Source organism: Alsobacter ponti, from assembly GCF_024294805.1.
GTDB lineage: Bacteria > Pseudomonadota > Alphaproteobacteria > Rhizobiales > Beijerinckiaceae > Alsobacter > Alsobacter ponti.
Genome location: NZ_JANCLU010000020.1, coordinates 1 through 15,375 on the forward strand (window position 1 = coordinate 1; position 15,375 = coordinate 15,375).

A 15,375-nucleotide genomic window follows, 5' to 3' on the forward strand; every position below is an offset into this window, starting at 1 on the left:
CTTCGGGGCCGCCTCGCGGGCGCCGAGCTCCTGTCGCGCAGCATCCGCTCGCCGCCCGCCCGGAACCGCGACAGCCACTTCCAGGCCGTGCGCGCCGAAACACCGGCAGCGGCCGCCGCATCTTTCACCCGCCAACTCTCATCTTCGATCCGGGCGATCATCAGGGCTCGACCTCGCGGCGTCAGGCGAGCATTCTTGTGCACGTTCATCCGGGATCCTGCTGGCGTGAAGTTGGTGCTTCGCAACCCCAGCCTCTCAGCCCAGTCCCGGATGAACAACCTCTATAGCTTCGACACCTAGGCAACTTCAAGGCGGGAGTTCGCACCGGCTTCTACGTCGTCTTCGATTGCGTCCACAAGACGATCCCGAGCGGGTCGGGCACGGCGACGCACGGCAAGGTGGAGACGGAGATGCGCAACCTGCCGCGTTGCGGCCAGGAGAATGTTCCGCACCTCACCTACTGGTACACGCCGGACAAGGACTATGTCGGGCCAGACGAAATATTCCTGTATTCGGAAGGGATCAAAGACCGCTACCGCGTCACTGTCGTGAAGTAGCTTGGTCGTGAAGTAGCTTGGTCGTGAAGTAGCGCGGTCGTCCGGACACAGGCGCGACGCGCCGCGTCCCCCGTTAACCCTCCGCGCTCCGGCGTCGCGCCGGGGCGCGCGCCGCGCCGCCTTCACCACCGCACCGCCTTCGCCCTGGCGTTTCCACTCCCCCGCGCGATGCTTTAAGAGCTTGGCGGCCGCCCGACGCGCGGGCGGCGCCACTTGCCGGCTCTCTTGCCGGTCCTCTTGCCCGCGGGAATCGCCATCGTGTCGCTTCAACTCTTCGATCTCACCGGCCGCGTCGCGCTCGTCACCGGCTCCAGCCAGGGCATCGGGCTCGCCATCGCGGCGGGGCTGGCGCGCGCCGGCGCGACCGTGGTGCTCAATGGCCGCGACGCCGGCAAGCTCGCCAAGGCGGAGGCCGCACTGCGGGCGGAGGGCCTGAAGACGTCCAGCGCCGCCTTCGACGTCACCGATCCCGCCGCCTGCGAGCAGGCCGTGGCGGACATCGAGGCCTCGGTCGGCCCCATCGACATCCTCGTCAACAACGCCGGCAAGCAGCACCGCGCGCCGGCGACGGAATTCCCGGACGAGGCCTGGCACGACCTGTTCCGCACCAATGTCGACAGCGCCTTCTTCATGGCGCGCAGCGTCGGGCGGCGCATGATCCCGCGCGGCCGGGGCAAGATCGTCAACATCGGCTCGGTGCAGAGCGAGCTCGGCCGCGCCACCATCGTGCCCTACACGGCCACCAAGGGCGCGGTGAAGATGATGACGCGCGGCCTCGCGACCGAGTGGGCGAAGCACGGCCTGCAGGTGAACGGCATCGGCCCGGGCTATTTCGACACGCCGCTCAACAAGGCGCTCGTCGACAACCCGGAGTTCAGCGCCTGGCTGTGCGCCCGCACGCCGGCCGGCCGCTGGGGCCGGCTCGACGAGCTGGTGGGTGCGGCGATCTTCCTGTCGTCCTCGGCGTCGGATTACGTCAACGGTCACATGCTGATGGTCGACGGCGGCATGACGGCCGCCGTCTGAGCCCCCCGGAAGGAGCCCGCCCGATGACGTTCACCGAACGCGACCACGCCACGCTGGCGGAAATTCTCGTCGCCGCCGCGCGACGCGAGGTCATGCCGCGCTTCCGCAACCTCGCGGCCGGCGATATCCGCGAGAAGCAATCGGCGACCGACCTCGTGACCGAGGCGGACGAAGCCGCCGAGCGCGCCATCTGCGCCGATCTCGCCAAGGCGTTTCCCGCCGCCGCGCTGATCGGGGAGGAGGGCGTCGCCGCCGACCCACGCCTCGTCGAGGCGCTGGCCGAGGCCGACCTCGCCTTCGTCATCGACCCCGTCGACGGCACGCTGAACTACGCCTCGGGCCTGCCGGTGTTCGCCACCATGGCCGCGGCCATCGTGAAGGGCGAGGTCGTCGCCTGCGTCATCCACGACCCGGTGCTCGACGACAGCGCCATGGCGCGGCGCGGCGAGGGGGCGTGGATGCAGCACGCCGACGGCCGCCGCGATGCGCTGCGCGCCGCCGCGCCCGCGCCGCTGCCGGCCATGACCGGCATGGTGAGCTGGCGCTATTTCCCGGAGCCGATGCGCAGCCGCCTGCCGTCGCGCTTTCCGCAAGTCACCGACGTGTCGGGCCTGCGCTGCTGCGGGCAGGAATACCGCCTGGCGGCGGCCGGCAAGTGCCACTTCCTCGCCTATGGCCGGCTGATGCCGTGGGACCACGCGCCCGGCTCGCTGCTGATGCGCGAGGCCGGCGCGCACGTCGCCACCATCGACGGCGAGGCCTACCGGCCCTGGCCGATCGGCACGGGACTGCTGTGCGCACCCGACCGCGAGAGCTGGGACACGCTGCGCGAGGCCCTTTTCGCGGAGTGAACGGACCCGCCGCGCGTTGACGGGTGCAATTGCCGGTCGTAGCTTCGAAAAAACGCTGGCCGCCAGTCCCAAGGAGCGGCCGTCCGGAGGGAATCATCTCGTGAGTGGGTTCGACGGCCGGTCGGCCGGTTTGCTCGTGCGTCCCGTCGGCGCAAGCCGCGCGCCCGGCGCGGGCGCCTGATCCATGGCGCAGGTCGCCCTCGACGCCGTGACGAAGAGCTGGACGGAGGTTCCGGCCGTCAAGAGCGTCAGCTTCGTCGTCCCCGAAGGACAGCTCGTCGCCATCCTCGGCCCGTCCGGCTGCGGAAAGTCCACGCTGCTGCGGCTGATCGCGGGGCTGGAGGAGCCGACGTCCGGCCGAATCGAGATCGCCGGCCGCGACGTCACCGGGCTGCCGCCCTCGGAGCGGCGGATCGCCATGGTGTTCCAGTCCTACGCGCTGTTTCCGCACCTCTCGGTGGCCGAGAACATCGTCTTCGGCCTCAAGGTGCGCCGCGTGGGGCGCGCCGAGCGCGAGCAGCGCCTGGCCAAGGTCGCCGACATCGTCGAGCTGGCGCCCTATCTCGACCGCAAGCCGGCCCAGCTCTCCGGCGGCCAGCGCCAGCGCGTGGCGCTGGCGCGCGCCATCATCGCCGAGCAGCCCGTGTGCCTGATGGACGAGCCGCTCTCCAACCTCGACGCGCAGCTGCGCCACGAGATGCGGGTGGAGATCCGCGCGCTGCAGCAGCGGCTGGGCATGACCATGGTCTACGTCACCCACGACCAGACCGAGGCCATGACCATGGCCGACACCGTGATCCTGATGAAGGGCGGGTCCATCGAGCAGCTGGGGCCGCCGGCCGCGCTGTACGAGCGGCCCGAGACGACCTTCGTGGCGAGCTTCGTCGGCGCGCCGCCGATGAACCTTGTGCCGGACGGCGACGTGACGCGCGGCATCCGGCCCGAGCACGTGCGGCTGGGGCCGGGCGGGGCGGGCGACGTCGCCCGTCGCGGAACCGTCGCGTCGGTGGAGTATCTGGGCGCCGACACCATCGTGTCCGTCTCGCAAGGGGAGCATGGGCGCATCGCCGCGCGGCTCGCCGGCGCGACGACTTTGAAGACCGGCGACATGCTCGACCTGCACTGGTCGCCGGCGCAGGAAAGTCTGTTCGACCGGGCCGGCCGCCGCATCGCGCGGCGGACGCCGGAACTCGCGGTATGACAGGGCCGAACGGCCCGCAAGGAGGGAGAAAGACGATGGCGAAATTGACGCGCAGGAGCTTCGCGGCGCTGGCGCTGGCGGCCGGCATGGCCGGCGGGGCGGCGAACGCGGCCGACGTCGAAGTCCGCATGTACTTCCCCGTCGCGGTCGGCGGGCCGGTGACCAAGATCATCGACGACTACGCCGCCGCGTTCGAGAAGGAGAACCCCGGCATCAAGATCAAGCCGATCTACGCCGGCGACTACCAGCAGACCGTCGCCAAGGTGCTGACGGCGGTGAAGGGCGGTGACACGCCGGAAACCGCGATCCTGCTCGCGGCCGACCTCTTCCTGCTGACGGACGAGGACGTGGTGACGCCGATCGAGGACTTCGTGAAGACGCCCGAGGACAAGGCGTGGCTGGCGACGTTCTACCCGGCCTTCCTCGAGAACGCGAAGATCGGCGGCAAGACCTACGCCATCCCGTTCCAGCGCTCGACCCCGGTGCTCTACTGGAACAAGGACGCCTTCAAGGCCGCCGGCCTCGACCCCAACAAGGGTCCCGCCAACTGGGCCGAAATGCGCGACATGGCCAAGAAACTGACCAAGAAGGACGGCTCGGGCGCGGTGTCGCAGTGGGGCATCCAGATCCCCTCCGACGGCAACACGGCCTGGCTGTTCACCGGCATCACCACCGGCAACGGCGCGCGCCTGACCAACGCCGACGGCAACAAGGTGTCGTTCGACGACCCGAAGGTGATCGAGGCGGTGCAGGCCTGGTACGACCTGTCGAAGGTGGACGGCACGCAGCCCTCCGGCCTGATCTCGTGGGGCGCCACGCCTCGCGACTTCATCGAGGGCAAGGCGGCGATGATCTGGCACACCACCGGCAACCTCACCAACATCAAGTCGAACGCCAAGTTCGACTTCGGCGTCGGCTTCCTGCCCGGCATGAAGCAGAACGGCGCGCCCACCGGCGGCGGCAATTTCTACGTCTTCAAGGGCGTGCCGCAGGCCAAGCAGGAGGCGGCGTTCAAGTTCATCAAGTGGATGACCACGCCCGAGCGCGCCGCCGACTGGTCGGTGAAGACGGGCTACGTCGCCACCTCGCCGAATGCCTACGACACCCCGGCCATGAAGGCCTACACGGACGGCTTCCCGCAGGCCATCGTGGCGCGCGACCAGCTCAAATACGCCGTCTCCGAGCTGACGACGCACGAGAACCAGCGCGTCACCAAGGTGTTCAACGACTCGCTCCAGGCGGCGATGACGGGCGCGCGCCCGGCCGACGCCGCCCTGAAGGACGCCCAGCGCGAGGCCGAGCGCATCCTCAAGGACTTCAAGTAAAAGCCGCGGCGACGGGGCTCCGCCCGCGAGGGCGGGGCCCGCGCCCCGGGGAGACGCCATGACCGGAATCCGCAACACGGTCCACGCCTGGCTGCTGGTGCTGCCCGCCTGCGTGCTGCTGGCGACCTTCACCCACATCCCGATCGTCACGACCTTCATCCAGAGCCTGTACTCGACGGCCAAGCCGCGGCGGCCGGCGCGCTTCGTCGGCCTCGAGAACTACGAGGCCATGCTGGCCGACCCGATCTTCTGGAAATCGCTCTGGAACAATCTGATCTACGCCGGCGTGTCGGTGCCGATCTCGGTGGCGCTGGCCATCGTCATGGCGCTGTTCGTCAACGGCAAGCTGCGCGGGCGCGGCTTCCTGAGGCTCGCCTATTTCACGCCCACCGTGCTGCCGATGATCGCCGTCGCGAACATCTGGCTGTTCTTCTACAACCCGCAATACGGGCTGGTGGACCAGTTCCTCAAGCCGTTCGGCATCTCCGGCGTCAACTGGCTCGGCTCGCAGGACACCGCGCTGTGGTGCCTGATCGTGGTGGCGATCTGGAAGGAGGCGGGGTTCTTCATGATCTTCTACCTCGCGGCGCTGCAGCAGATCTCGCCGGATTTGCGCGAGGCGGCGTCGATCGAGGGCGCGGGGCGCTGGACCTTCTTCTGGCGCGTCACCTTCCCGCTGCTGATGCCGACGACCCTGTTCGTGCTGGTCAACGCCGTCATCAACGCCTTCCGGCTGGTCGACCACATCTTCGTCATGACGGCGGGCGGGCCGGACAACGCCACCTCGGTGCTGCTGTTCCAGATCTACATCGTCGGCTTCAAGTTCTTCGACCAGGCCTACGCGGCGACGCTGACCATCGTGCTGCTCGCATTGCTGGCGCTGCTGGCGATCGGCCAGTTCCTTCTGGCCGACAAGCGGGTCCACTACCAATGAGCGCGCTCGGCCGGGGCAGGGGAGCGGCGCTCGCTGGCGAGGCGCTGGAGACGGCGGCGGCGTGGCTGCTCGGCGTGCTGTGGCTGCTGCCGCTGCTGTTCGCCATCTGGACGGCGTTCCACCCCAGCGCCTACGTGGCGCATTTCTCGCCCTTCGCGCCGCTGACGCTGCAGAACTTCGTGGCGGCGTGGAACGCCGCGCCGTTCGCGCGCTACTTCCTCAACACGACGATGCTGGTCACGGGCGTGCTGGCGGCGCAGTTCGTGCTGTGCACCCTGGCCGCCTTCGCCTTCGCGCGCTTCGAGTTCCGCGGGCGCGACACGCTGTTCATGCTGATCCTGGTGCAGCTGATGGTGGCGCCGGACATCCTGCTGCTCGAGAACTACCTGACGATCAAGGCCATCGGCCTCGTCGACACGGTGCCGGCGATCGCCTTGCCGTATCTCGCCTCGGCCTTCGGCATCTTCCTGCTGCGCCAGACCTTCAAGGCCATCCCGAAGGATTTCGAGGAGGCGGCGCGAGTGGAGGGGTGCTCGACGCTGGGCGTGCTGTGGCGCGTCTACATCCCGCTCGGCAAGCCGGTCTACCTCGCCTACGGGCTGGTGCTGGTCAGCTTCCACTGGAACAACTTCGTCTGGCCGCTGATCATCACCAACTCGGTGGAGACGCGCCCGCTCACCGTCGGCCTGTCGATCTTCGCCTCGCCGGACCAGGGCATCGACTGGGCGATCATCTGCGCGGCGACGCTGATGACCTCGGGGCCGCTGCTGGTGGCGTTCCTGCTGTTCCAGCGCCAGTTCGTGCAGAGCTTCCTGCGCACGGGCATTCGATGAAGCTGATTGCATGAAGCTGATCACCTGGAACATCCAGTGGGGTCTCGGCGCCGACGGGATCATGGACCCCGCGCGCATCGTCGCCCACGCCCGCGAGATGGCCGATTTCGACGTGCTCTGCCTGCAGGAGGTGGCGGCGAACTTCCCCGAGCTGGCGGGCGGGCCGGGGCACGACCAGTTCGCGCTCATCGCCGGCCTGCTGCCCGGCTACCGCGCCGTCGCCTTCGCGCCGCTGGAGTTCGACGACGCGCAAGGCCGGCCCAAGCGCTTCGGCAACGCGCTGTTCAGCCGCCTGCCCGTGGCGCAGGCGCTGCGCCACACCTTGCCGTGGGGCGCGGCGGCGACGCGCAACATGCCGCGCGGGCTGGTCGAAGCGGTGGTCCACGCCGGCGGCGCGCCGGTGCGGGTGATGACGACGCACCTCGAATACTCCCACCCGGCGCTGCGTCAGGCGCAGGTGGAGGCGATCCGCGAGCTCCACCGCGCCGCCTGCGCGCGCGAGGCGACGCCGCGCGAGGACGGGCCGGGCACCTATGTCCGCCGGCCGGGCGCGGTCTCCGCCATTTTGTGCGGCGACTTCAACATGCGCCCGGAAGACCTCACGCTGCATCGCCTCGCCGAGCCCTTCGGGGACGGCGCGCCCCGCTTCGTCGACGCCTGGCGCGCGCTGAACGGCGACGCGCCGCATCCCGACTCCGCCTGCATCGTCGACCAGAGCTTCGCCCCGCCCCATTGCTGCGACTACGTGTTCGTCACCGAGGACATCGCCCCGCGCCTGCGCCGCGTCGTCTACGACGTCGACACCCGCGTCTCCGACCATCAGCCCGTGCTGGTGGAGCTCGACCTTTCGTGAGCGTTCGCGTCGCCCACATCTCGGACCTGCACGTCTCGCCCGAGCGCCCGTTCTTCAACGCCAACATGGAGCGGCTTTTCGCGCATCTGCGCGGCGAGCGGCCGGACATCCTACTCAACACCGGCGACCTCGGCCTGTTCGGCGAGCGCGACAACGGCGACCTCGGCTGCGCCCTCGCGCAGCATCGCGAACTCGGCGTCGAGTGCCGCATCGTGCCCGGCAACCACGATGTCGGCGAGCACCCGGACATCGCCGGCGCCGACCAGGTCAACGACGAGAGGCTGGCGCGCTACCGCCGCGTCGTCGGGCCGGATTTCTGGGTGCTCGACCTGCCGGGCTGGCGGCTCGTCGGCATCGACGCGCTGATCGCCGGCACAATGCTGTCGGGCTGGGCGGAGCAGGCGGAGGGGTTGCGCCGCGCCGCCGAGGGCCGCGCCGGCCGCTCGCTGGCGCTGGTCCTGCACAAGCCGCTGGCCGACGAGCGCTACGACGACGAGGCCCTGTCGCCGCGCTTCTCGAGCCCCGGGGCGCGGCGCGCCATCCTCGACGCGCTCGGCCCGCATTGCCCGGCGCTGGTGCTGTGCGGCCACGTCCACCAGTATCGCGACGCGGCGATCGGCGGCAGCCGGCACATCTGGGCGCCGCCCGCCTCCTTCGTCATCGGCGATCCATGGCAGCCCTCCTATGGCGGCAAGGCGGTGGGCTATCTCGATCACGTCTTCCACGCCGACGGCTCGCACGAGGCGCGGCTGCGCACGGTGCGCGGGCTCGTCCACAACGATCTCGCGACGCTGCCGCAGGTCTATGGCGACGTCACCGCGCGCGGGCCGGGCAACGGCTGACGCGGCTCGACCGGGGCCTTGCGGGCGGGCCGCCGGCTTCCCATCCTTGAGGGAGCGCCTTGTGGGGCGCGGAGGAGGGACGGCGTGAACACACTCAAGACGGCGATGCTGCTGGCCGGCATGACGGCCCTGTTCATGGGGCTGGGATACCTGCTCGGCGGGACGGGCGGCATGCTGATCGCTCTGGCGGTCGCCGCCGCCATGAACCTGTTGAGCTACTGGAACTCGGACCGCATGCTGCTCGGCATGTACAACGCGCAGGAGGTCGACTCCGCCTCCGCGCCCGAGCTGTGGGCGATGACGGCCGAGCTGGCGCAGCGCGCCGGCATCCCGACGCCACGCCTCTACGTGATCCACGAGGACCAGCCCAACGCCTTCGCCACCGGGCGCGACCCGCAGCATGCGGCGGTCGCCGTCAACACCGGCCTCATCCAGATGCTGTCGCGCGAGGAGCTGGCGGGCGTGATCGCGCACGAGCTGGCGCATATCCGCAATCGCGACACGCTGATCATGACGATCACCGCCACCATCGCGGGCGCGATCTCGATGCTCGCCAACTTCGCGATGATGTTCTCGCACGGCAACCGCGACAGCCAGTCGCCGGTGAGCCCGCTCGCCGCCATCGTGATGATGATCGTCGCGCCGCTGGCCGCCATGGTGGTGCAGATGACCATCTCGCGCACCCGCGAATACGCCGCCGACAAGGCGGGCGGCGAAATCTGCGGCAACCCGCTCTGGCTGGCGTCCGGGCTGGAGAAGATTTCCGGCATGGCGCACGCCATTCCGAACGGCGAGGCGGAGCGCCATCCCGCCACCGCCCACATGTTCATCGTCAACCCCCTCTCGGGGGCGCGCATGGACAACCTGTTCTCGACGCACCCGGACCCGAACAACCGCATCGCCGAGCTGGTGGCGCAGGCGCAGGCGATGGGGCTGGACCAGCAGGGCTGGAGCGACGCCCCCGCCGCGCCCGCGTCCGGCCCCTGGGGCGACGGCTCCGCCGCGCCCGCGTCCGGGCCATGGGGCGACGGCTCCGCCGCGCCCTCCAATGGTCCATGGGGCGACGGCTCCGCCGCGCCTTCGGCGGGTCCCTGGGGCAGCCCGCCGCGCCGGGGGCCGTGGGGCTGAACGCCTACTCGGCCGGGGGCGGCTCCAGGCCGAGCGCGGTCCACACGTCGTCCTGCGGGCGGTAGCCGAGCCAGCGTTCGCCGGGGCGCAGATCCCACGCCATGCCGCGATTGGCCGACATGCCGTTGACGACGACGGCCGGCGAGGGCCAGCCGGACGCGTCGGCAAGCAAGGCGCGCTCCAGAAGCTGCGCGAAGTCGCGGTCGGAGAGCCACATGTTGCGGAACCAGCGCAAAGCGCGCCGGTAGGACGGGGTCTCCTCGCCGGGGCTCGCCCCGCCGCCGGCGGCGTTGATCGTCTCAGCGCGGTTCTCGCCCGCCTGGCACCAGCCGATGCGCAGCGACACGCTGGTGGTGCGCCCGCCGGACCGCTCGGCCGCGACGCCGAAGGCGCTTTCGCCGAGCAGCTTGGTCGCGCCGTAGGCCACGCCGTCGAGCACGCCCTCGTCGGTGTCGAACAGCGTGCCGGGGGCGGGCAGCGTCTCCGGGCCCAGCTCTCCCGGGCCGATGCGCCGCGCGTAGGGCGCGTCCTTGTACTTGCCCATGGCGTGGTTGGACGAGGCGAAGACGATCCGCCGCGCCCCGGCCCGCACCGCCTCGTGGGCGACGCGCAGCGTCATCTCGAAGGACTCGCGCGACTGGTCCCACGGCGCGTTCGGGGCCGGGTTGCTGGCGGCGAAATGCACCACCGCGTCGACACCCTCGATGGCGGCGGCGAGCGCCCCGTCGCGCGGGTCGGCGAGATCGGCGGTGACGTCGTGAACGCGCGAATGCGGCGCGGAGGAGGGCGCGCCGGGGCGGTCGAGCGCCACCACCCGCTCGGCGAGGTCGGAAGCGATGAGATGGGCTGTCAGCTTGCGGCCGAGATTGCCGCGCCCGCCCGTGATGAGCACGGAGCGGAGTCGTCCGCCAGTCGTCATGAACAGCCTCCCTGGCCGGCCCGGCCGGCGGCGGCCAATGTGGCCGGAAACGCCGGCCTGCTCAAGCCGGCCGGAATCGTTGCTGTTTGGCAATGTTTTATTTGTAGGAAAAACGGCTTCGCTCTACAAACAGATCAATGGTTTATTCAAGAATTGGGATTAGCGCTATTGCCGACAGCCAGAGTCACCCTTCACGCATGACCGCAGACATCGCAGCCCCCATCCTCGTCGTGGACGACAGTCCGGCGATGCACCGCGTCATCGCCGAAATCCTGAGCCGTTGCGGCGTGGAGGACGTCGAGTTCGCGAACGGCGTCTCGGACGCGGTGCGCAAGCTGAGCGCGCGCGCCTACAGCCTCGTTATCAGCGACTATTGGCTGGGCGAGCAGACCGGGCACGACCTGCACGCCGCCATGGCGTCCAAGCGCGACTGGCAGGACACGCCGCTGATCCTGCTGACCAACCAGCCCGATCGCGCCGACGAACTGTTCGGGCAGGGCGGCAACCGCTTCTGGCTCACCAAGCCGTTCACGGCGCAGGGCCTGCGCGGCAAGATCGAAAGCGCGCTCTCCGGCGGGCCGGGCGCCTAGCCCCTTCCGTCGCCCGCCGTCCAGCTGTACACCCAGTCGTAGCCGCGCATCAGCGCCTCGCCGCCCTTGCGGCGCATGACGAAGTCGCGCGCCAGCGCCATCGGCCCCGCCATGTGGTAGATGCGGCCGTTCTTGCGCGCGGCCGCCTGGAGCGCCGAGGCGCGCGGCCGGCGCAGCAGCTCATAGGCGGGCAGGGCGGCGGCGGGGTCGGACGGGTTCTCGGCCACGAGGTCGGCCAGCACGGCGGCGTCCTCGATGGCGCAGGCGCCGCCCTGGGCCAGGAACGGCAGCACCGGGTGCGCCGCGTCCCCGAGCAGCGCGACTCGCCCCTTGATCCAGCGCTTGCGCGGACGCCGGTCGAACAGCGACCAGACCTGCCACTCCGGCACCGCTTCGATCAGTTCGCGCAGCGCCGGCGCGGCCCACGGGCCGACACGGGCGCGGAAGGCGGCGGCGTCGCCCTCGCGCGACCAGCCGGGCTCCGAATTGGCGTCGTGCAGCACGGCGACGACGTTGAGCTGGCGTCCGCCGCTGACGCGGTAGTGGACGACGTGGCAGCCGCGGCCGAGCCACAGCCCCGTTTGCGTGCCCCGGAAGGCGACCGGCGCGGCCTCGATCGGCATCGTGCCGCGCCAGGCGACATAGCCGATGAAGTCCGGCTCGCTGTCGTCGCCCATGGCGCGCGCCACGCGCGACCACAGGCCGTCCGCGCCGATCAGGCAATTGCCGGTGAGCGTTTCCGGCCCGCCGGCGGTCTGCGAGGTGACGCGCACGCCGGCTTCGACCGTCTCCGCCAGCGCCACCTCGCGCCCGAAGGCGAGGCGGATGCCGCTCGTGCCGCGCACCGCGTCGAACAGGATCGTCTGCAGGTCGGCCCGGTGAATGACGTAATAGGGCGCGCCGAAGCGCTCGCGCATCCTGCCGAGCGGCATTTCGGCCAGCGTCGCGGCGTCGCCGCCGCGCCGCACGACGATCCGGTCCGGCTCGCAGGCGGCGCGCGCCAGGGCGGGCCCCAGGCCCAGTCCGATGAGGACGCGCGAGGCGTTGGGAGACAGCTGCAGCCCGGCGCCGACCTCGGTCAGGCGCGTGCGCTTCTCCAGCAGGGTGACGGATTGCCCGGCGCGGGCGAGGGCGAGGGCGGCGGTGAGTCCGCCGATGCCGGCCCCGGCGATGAGGATCGGGGGGCGGCCGGACTGGCTGTGGTCATGCGCGGACATGACGCGATAAGGCTTTCATGCTGAAAAGCGGCGGCGGGGGACGCCGGACGAGAAAAAGGGGTCGGTCAGGCCGCCTGCGCGACGTCGTAGGCGCAGCCGGGCGGCACGGTCTCCTCGCCATGCAGCGAGGCGTCGTACTTGTACAGCGTCGAGCAATACGGGCAGACGACCTCGTCATCCTTGCCCATGTCGATGAAGATGTGGGGATGGTCGAGGGGCGGCAGCGCGCCGACGCACATGAACTCCTTCGCGCCGATGCGGATCGCGGGAGCGCCGGAGTCGTTGTGGAAATGCGGGACGCCGTGATCGGCCATGGGATGCTCCGCCGGAAACCTGTCGAATGCGGCGGGACCATAGTCGTTCGCCCGGCGCTTCGCTAGTCTCCGAACGTCCAAACGGCCGACTTGCGGGGCCCTGCCGCCGCGCCTAACGTCCGCCGGCGAAAAGGCCCGCCCCCAACCGGAACCGCAATCTCCCCATGCACGTGTTCTCCTCCGACGGCGTCGACATCGCCTTCGTCGACGTTCCCCCCGCGGCGCACGGCGCGGGCGACCCGATCGTGCTGGTGCACGGCTTCGCCTCCAACCACGCCGTCAACTGGGTCAACACCCACTGGGTCAAGACGCTCGCCGGCGCGGGACGGCGGGTGATCGCGCTCGACAATCGCGGCCACGGCCGCAGCCAGAAGCTGTACGACCCCGCCGCCTATTCCTCGGACGTGATGGCCGAGGACGTGCGCCGGCTGATGGACCATCTCGGCCTGCGGCGCGCCGACGTGATGGGCTACTCGATGGGCGCGCGCATCACCGCCCATCTCGCGCTCGCCCATCCGGGCCGGGTGCGCTCGGCGCTGCTCGGCGGGCTCGGCATCCACCTCGTCGAGGGCGTCGGCCTGCCGCTCGGCATCGCCGACGCCATGGAGGCGCCGGACCTCGCCTCGCTGACAGACCCGATGCAGCGCATGTTCCGCGCCTTCGCGGAGCAGACGGGCAGCGACCTGCGGGCGCTCGCGGCCTGCATCCGCGGCTCGCGCCAGACGCTGACGCCGGCGCAGGTGGGCTCGATCCACGTCCCGGTGCTGATCAGCGTCGGCACGCGCGACGCCGTCGCCGGCGACGGCCACAAGCTCGCCGCCCTGATCCCCGGCGCGCGGGCGGTCGACATTCCCGGCCGCGACCACAATCTCGCGGTCGGCGACAAGGTCCACAAGGCGGCCGTGCTGGCCTTCCTGGAGGAACGCCCGTGATCGGCCGGCGCATGACGTTCCGGGGCGTCGAGGGCAACGCGCTCGCCGCCACCGTCTGGGGCGAGGGCGGGCGGCCGGTGCTGCTGCTGCACGGCGGCGGGCAGACGCGGCAGGCCTTCGCCGGCGCGGCGCGCCGCATCGCCGAGGCGGGCTATGTCGCGGTGACGGTCGACCAGCGCGGCCACGGCGAGAGCGAATGGGTGGCGAGCGGACGCTACGGGTTCGAGGAGTTCGGCCGCGACGCCGCCGCATTGGCGGAGCAGGCGGCGCGGCAATGGGGCGAGACGCCGGTGGCGGTCGGCGCGTCGCTCGGCGGCATCGCCTCGCTGCTGGCGCTGGGGCACGAGCCGGGCGTCTTCGCCGGGCTGGTGCTCGTCGACGTGACGCCGCGCATCGACCCCGAGGGCGTGGGGCGCATCCTCGGCTTCATGAAAAGCCATGTGCGCGAGGGTTTCGCCACCGTCGAGGAGGCGGCCGACGCCGTCGCCGCCTATCTGCCGCACCGGCCGCGGCCGAAATCGCTCGAGGGCCTGAAGAAGAACCTGCGGCTGGGAGAGGACGGGCGCTGGCGCTGGCACTGGGACCCCCGCTTCATGGAGGACCATGCCGGGCCGGAGCGCGGCGCCGCCCTGCAGGAGGAGCTGATCCGCGCGACGCGCAGCCTCGCCGTGCCCTCGCTGCTGGTGCGCGGCGGGGCGAGCGAGCTGGTGCGCGAGGAGCACGCGCGCGAGTACCTGGCGCTCGCCCGCGACGCGGAGATGGCCGACATCGCCGGCGCGCGGCACATGGTCGCCGGCGACCGCAACGACGTGTTCACCCAGGCCATCCTGGACTTCCTCACCCGCCGCTTCCCCACCCGGAAGGTGGCGTGACCGCGCGGATTCGCGTTTGGCGCGAATCGCTTGCCGGCCTCCGCTCGCCTGGCGCGCGAACGACCTCTAGCGCCCCGTGAACACCGGGGGCCGCTTGGCGAGGAAGGCGGCGCGCCCCTCGCGGTAGTCGTCGCTGTCGAAGCAGGCGGCGACGGCGGCCTCCACCTCCGCGCGGGCCGGCGCGCCGGGCAGGCCGGCGGCGTGGGCGATGGCGAGCTTGGCGGCGGCGAGCGTCAGCGGCGCGTTGGCGGCGACGGCGGCCGCCAGCCCCAGCGCCTCGTCCTCCAGCGCGGCATCGGCCACGACCTTGCCGACGAGCCCCAGCCGCAGCGCCTCGTCGGCGTCGAGCCGGCGCGCGGTGAAAAACAGGTCCTTGGCCGCCATCGCGCCCACGGCGGCGACGACGTAGCCCATCGCCTCCGGCGGATAGCCGACGCCGAGCCGCCCCGCCGGCACGCCGAACTGGCAGCCCTGCGCCGCCACGCGCAGATCGCAGGAGACCGCCAGCCCCAGCCCGCCGCCGAGGCAGAAGCCGCGCATCATGGCGATCACCGGCTTGCGGCAGTGGGCGACGGCGCGGAAGGCGGCCTCGTTCGCCTCCTCGTAGGCGCGCCCGCCGGCGGCGGTGGCGCGCACCGTCTCGAACTCGGAGATGTCCGCGCCGGAGGCGAAGGGCAGGTCGCCCGCGCCGCGCAGCACGATGGCGCGCACCCGCGCATCGTCCTCCAGCGTCGCGAAGAGCGGCGGAATGGCCCGCCACATGGCGAGGTCGAACGCGTTGCGGCGGGCGGGGTTGTCGACCAGGACTTGCGCGACGGGGCCCTCCAGCACGGCGCGCAGGCGGTCGAGCGGGCGGAACGGGTCGGTCATGGGGCCTCCGGGATGGGCGGGAGCGCACGGGTGAACTTCTGGCCCACACTTGGCGCATCCCGCCCCCGCGCCTAGATGTGCTAAAGTCGGATGCCCGAGACGAGGCGGAGG

The 15,375-nt window shown here is 71.2% G+C and carries 18 protein-coding genes; 13 read left to right on the plus strand and 5 right to left on the minus strand.

Features of this window, described 5'->3' with window-relative positions; genetic code table 11:
• On the minus strand, positions 1-209 hold a 209-nt coding region (locus NK718_RS17480; protein WP_254744911.1), incomplete at its 3' end, for a leucine zipper domain-containing protein.
• 201 nt (positions 210-410) lie between these two features.
• On the opposite strand from NK718_RS17480, the gene NK718_RS17485 reads away from it, so the two are divergent.
• The 10 genes from NK718_RS17485 (at position 411) to htpX (ending at position 9,550) form a co-directional block, all read left to right on the plus strand.
• A complete protein-coding gene (locus NK718_RS17485) occupies positions 411-557 on the plus strand; it encodes a hypothetical protein (protein ID WP_254744913.1) in 147 nt (48 codons plus the stop codon).
• 258 nt (positions 558-815) lie between these two features.
• Entirely contained in the window at positions 816-1,583 is a 768-nt protein-coding gene (locus NK718_RS17490) for an SDR family NAD(P)-dependent oxidoreductase (RefSeq protein WP_254744915.1), read from the plus strand.
• Positions 1,584-1,606: 23 nt separating this feature from the next.
• Positions 1,607-2,434: an inositol monophosphatase family protein gene (locus NK718_RS17495; RefSeq protein WP_254744917.1), complete on the plus strand. Its 828-nt coding sequence runs from the start codon at positions 1,607-1,609 to the stop codon at positions 2,432-2,434.
• 184 nt (positions 2,435-2,618) lie between these two features.
• Positions 2,619-3,635, plus strand: coding sequence for an ABC transporter ATP-binding protein (locus NK718_RS17500; RefSeq protein ID WP_254744919.1), 1,017 nt, complete (start codon positions 2,619-2,621; stop codon positions 3,633-3,635).
• A gap of 35 nt (positions 3,636-3,670) precedes the next feature.
• Positions 3,671-4,960, plus strand: a complete 1,290-nt coding sequence (locus tag NK718_RS17505; RefSeq protein ID WP_254744921.1) for an ABC transporter substrate-binding protein — start codon at positions 3,671-3,673, stop codon at positions 4,958-4,960.
• Positions 4,961-5,018: 58 nt separating this feature from the next.
• Positions 5,019-5,894 carry a carbohydrate ABC transporter permease gene (locus tag NK718_RS17510; protein ID WP_254744923.1) on the plus strand — a complete coding sequence of 292 codons (876 nt, stop codon included), beginning with the start codon at positions 5,019-5,021 and terminating at the stop codon, positions 5,892-5,894.
• Positions 5,891-6,727, plus strand: coding sequence for a carbohydrate ABC transporter permease (locus tag NK718_RS17515; protein ID WP_254744925.1), 837 nt, complete (start codon positions 5,891-5,893; stop codon positions 6,725-6,727). The genes NK718_RS17510 and NK718_RS17515 overlap by 4 nt, the downstream gene beginning before the upstream one ends.
• Before the next feature lie 10 nt (positions 6,728-6,737).
• On the plus strand, positions 6,738-7,580 hold the full coding sequence (locus tag NK718_RS17520; protein WP_254744927.1) for an endonuclease/exonuclease/phosphatase family protein: 843 nt from the start codon (positions 6,738-6,740) through the stop codon (positions 7,578-7,580).
• Positions 7,577-8,422 carry a metallophosphoesterase family protein gene (locus tag NK718_RS17525; RefSeq protein ID WP_254744929.1) on the plus strand — a complete coding sequence of 282 codons (846 nt, stop codon included), beginning with the start codon at positions 7,577-7,579 and terminating at the stop codon, positions 8,420-8,422. The genes NK718_RS17520 and NK718_RS17525 overlap by 4 nt, the downstream gene beginning before the upstream one ends.
• Positions 8,423-8,506: 84 nt before the next feature.
• Positions 8,507-9,550, plus strand: a complete 1,044-nt coding sequence (gene htpX / locus NK718_RS17530; protein WP_254744931.1) for a zinc metalloprotease HtpX — start codon at positions 8,507-8,509, stop codon at positions 9,548-9,550.
• 4 nt (positions 9,551-9,554) lie between these two features.
• On the opposite strand, the gene NK718_RS17535 is transcribed toward htpX, so the two are convergent.
• Positions 9,555-10,469, minus strand: coding sequence for an NAD-dependent epimerase/dehydratase family protein (locus NK718_RS17535; RefSeq protein ID WP_254744933.1), 915 nt, complete (start codon positions 10,467-10,469; stop codon positions 9,555-9,557).
• A 197-nt stretch (positions 10,470-10,666) separates the two neighbouring features.
• Here NK718_RS17535 and NK718_RS17540 point away from each other — a divergent pair, with 197 nt between their 5' ends.
• Complete coding sequence (locus NK718_RS17540; protein WP_254744935.1) at positions 10,667-11,059, plus strand: response regulator; 393 nt, start codon at positions 10,667-10,669, stop codon at positions 11,057-11,059.
• On the opposite strand, the gene NK718_RS17545 is transcribed toward NK718_RS17540, so the two are convergent.
• Positions 11,056-12,276 (minus strand): FAD-dependent monooxygenase, encoded by a 1,221-nt coding sequence (locus tag NK718_RS17545; RefSeq protein ID WP_254744937.1) that lies wholly within the window; start codon positions 12,274-12,276, stop codon positions 11,056-11,058. The two genes, NK718_RS17540 and NK718_RS17545, sit on opposite strands and share 4 nt — an antisense overlap.
• 65 nt (positions 12,277-12,341) lie before the next feature.
• A complete protein-coding gene (locus NK718_RS17550) occupies positions 12,342-12,590 on the minus strand; it encodes a zinc-finger domain-containing protein (RefSeq protein WP_254744939.1) in 249 nt (82 codons plus the stop codon).
• Between the two features lie 164 nt (positions 12,591-12,754).
• Between NK718_RS17550 and NK718_RS17555 the strand changes: the two genes are divergently transcribed.
• Positions 12,755-13,522: an alpha/beta fold hydrolase gene (locus NK718_RS17555; RefSeq protein ID WP_254744941.1), complete on the plus strand. Its 768-nt coding sequence runs from the start codon at positions 12,755-12,757 to the stop codon at positions 13,520-13,522.
• Entirely contained in the window at positions 13,519-14,394 is an 876-nt protein-coding gene (locus tag NK718_RS17560; RefSeq protein WP_254744943.1) for an alpha/beta fold hydrolase, read from the plus strand. Before NK718_RS17555 ends, NK718_RS17560 begins: the two co-directional genes overlap by 4 nt.
• 66 nt (positions 14,395-14,460) lie before the next feature.
• Here the strand turns inward: NK718_RS17560 and NK718_RS17565 are convergent, their stop codons facing one another.
• Positions 14,461-15,264, minus strand: coding sequence for an enoyl-CoA hydratase (locus NK718_RS17565; RefSeq protein ID WP_254744945.1), 804 nt, complete (start codon positions 15,262-15,264; stop codon positions 14,461-14,463).
• Positions 15,265-15,375 lie beyond the last annotated feature (111 nt).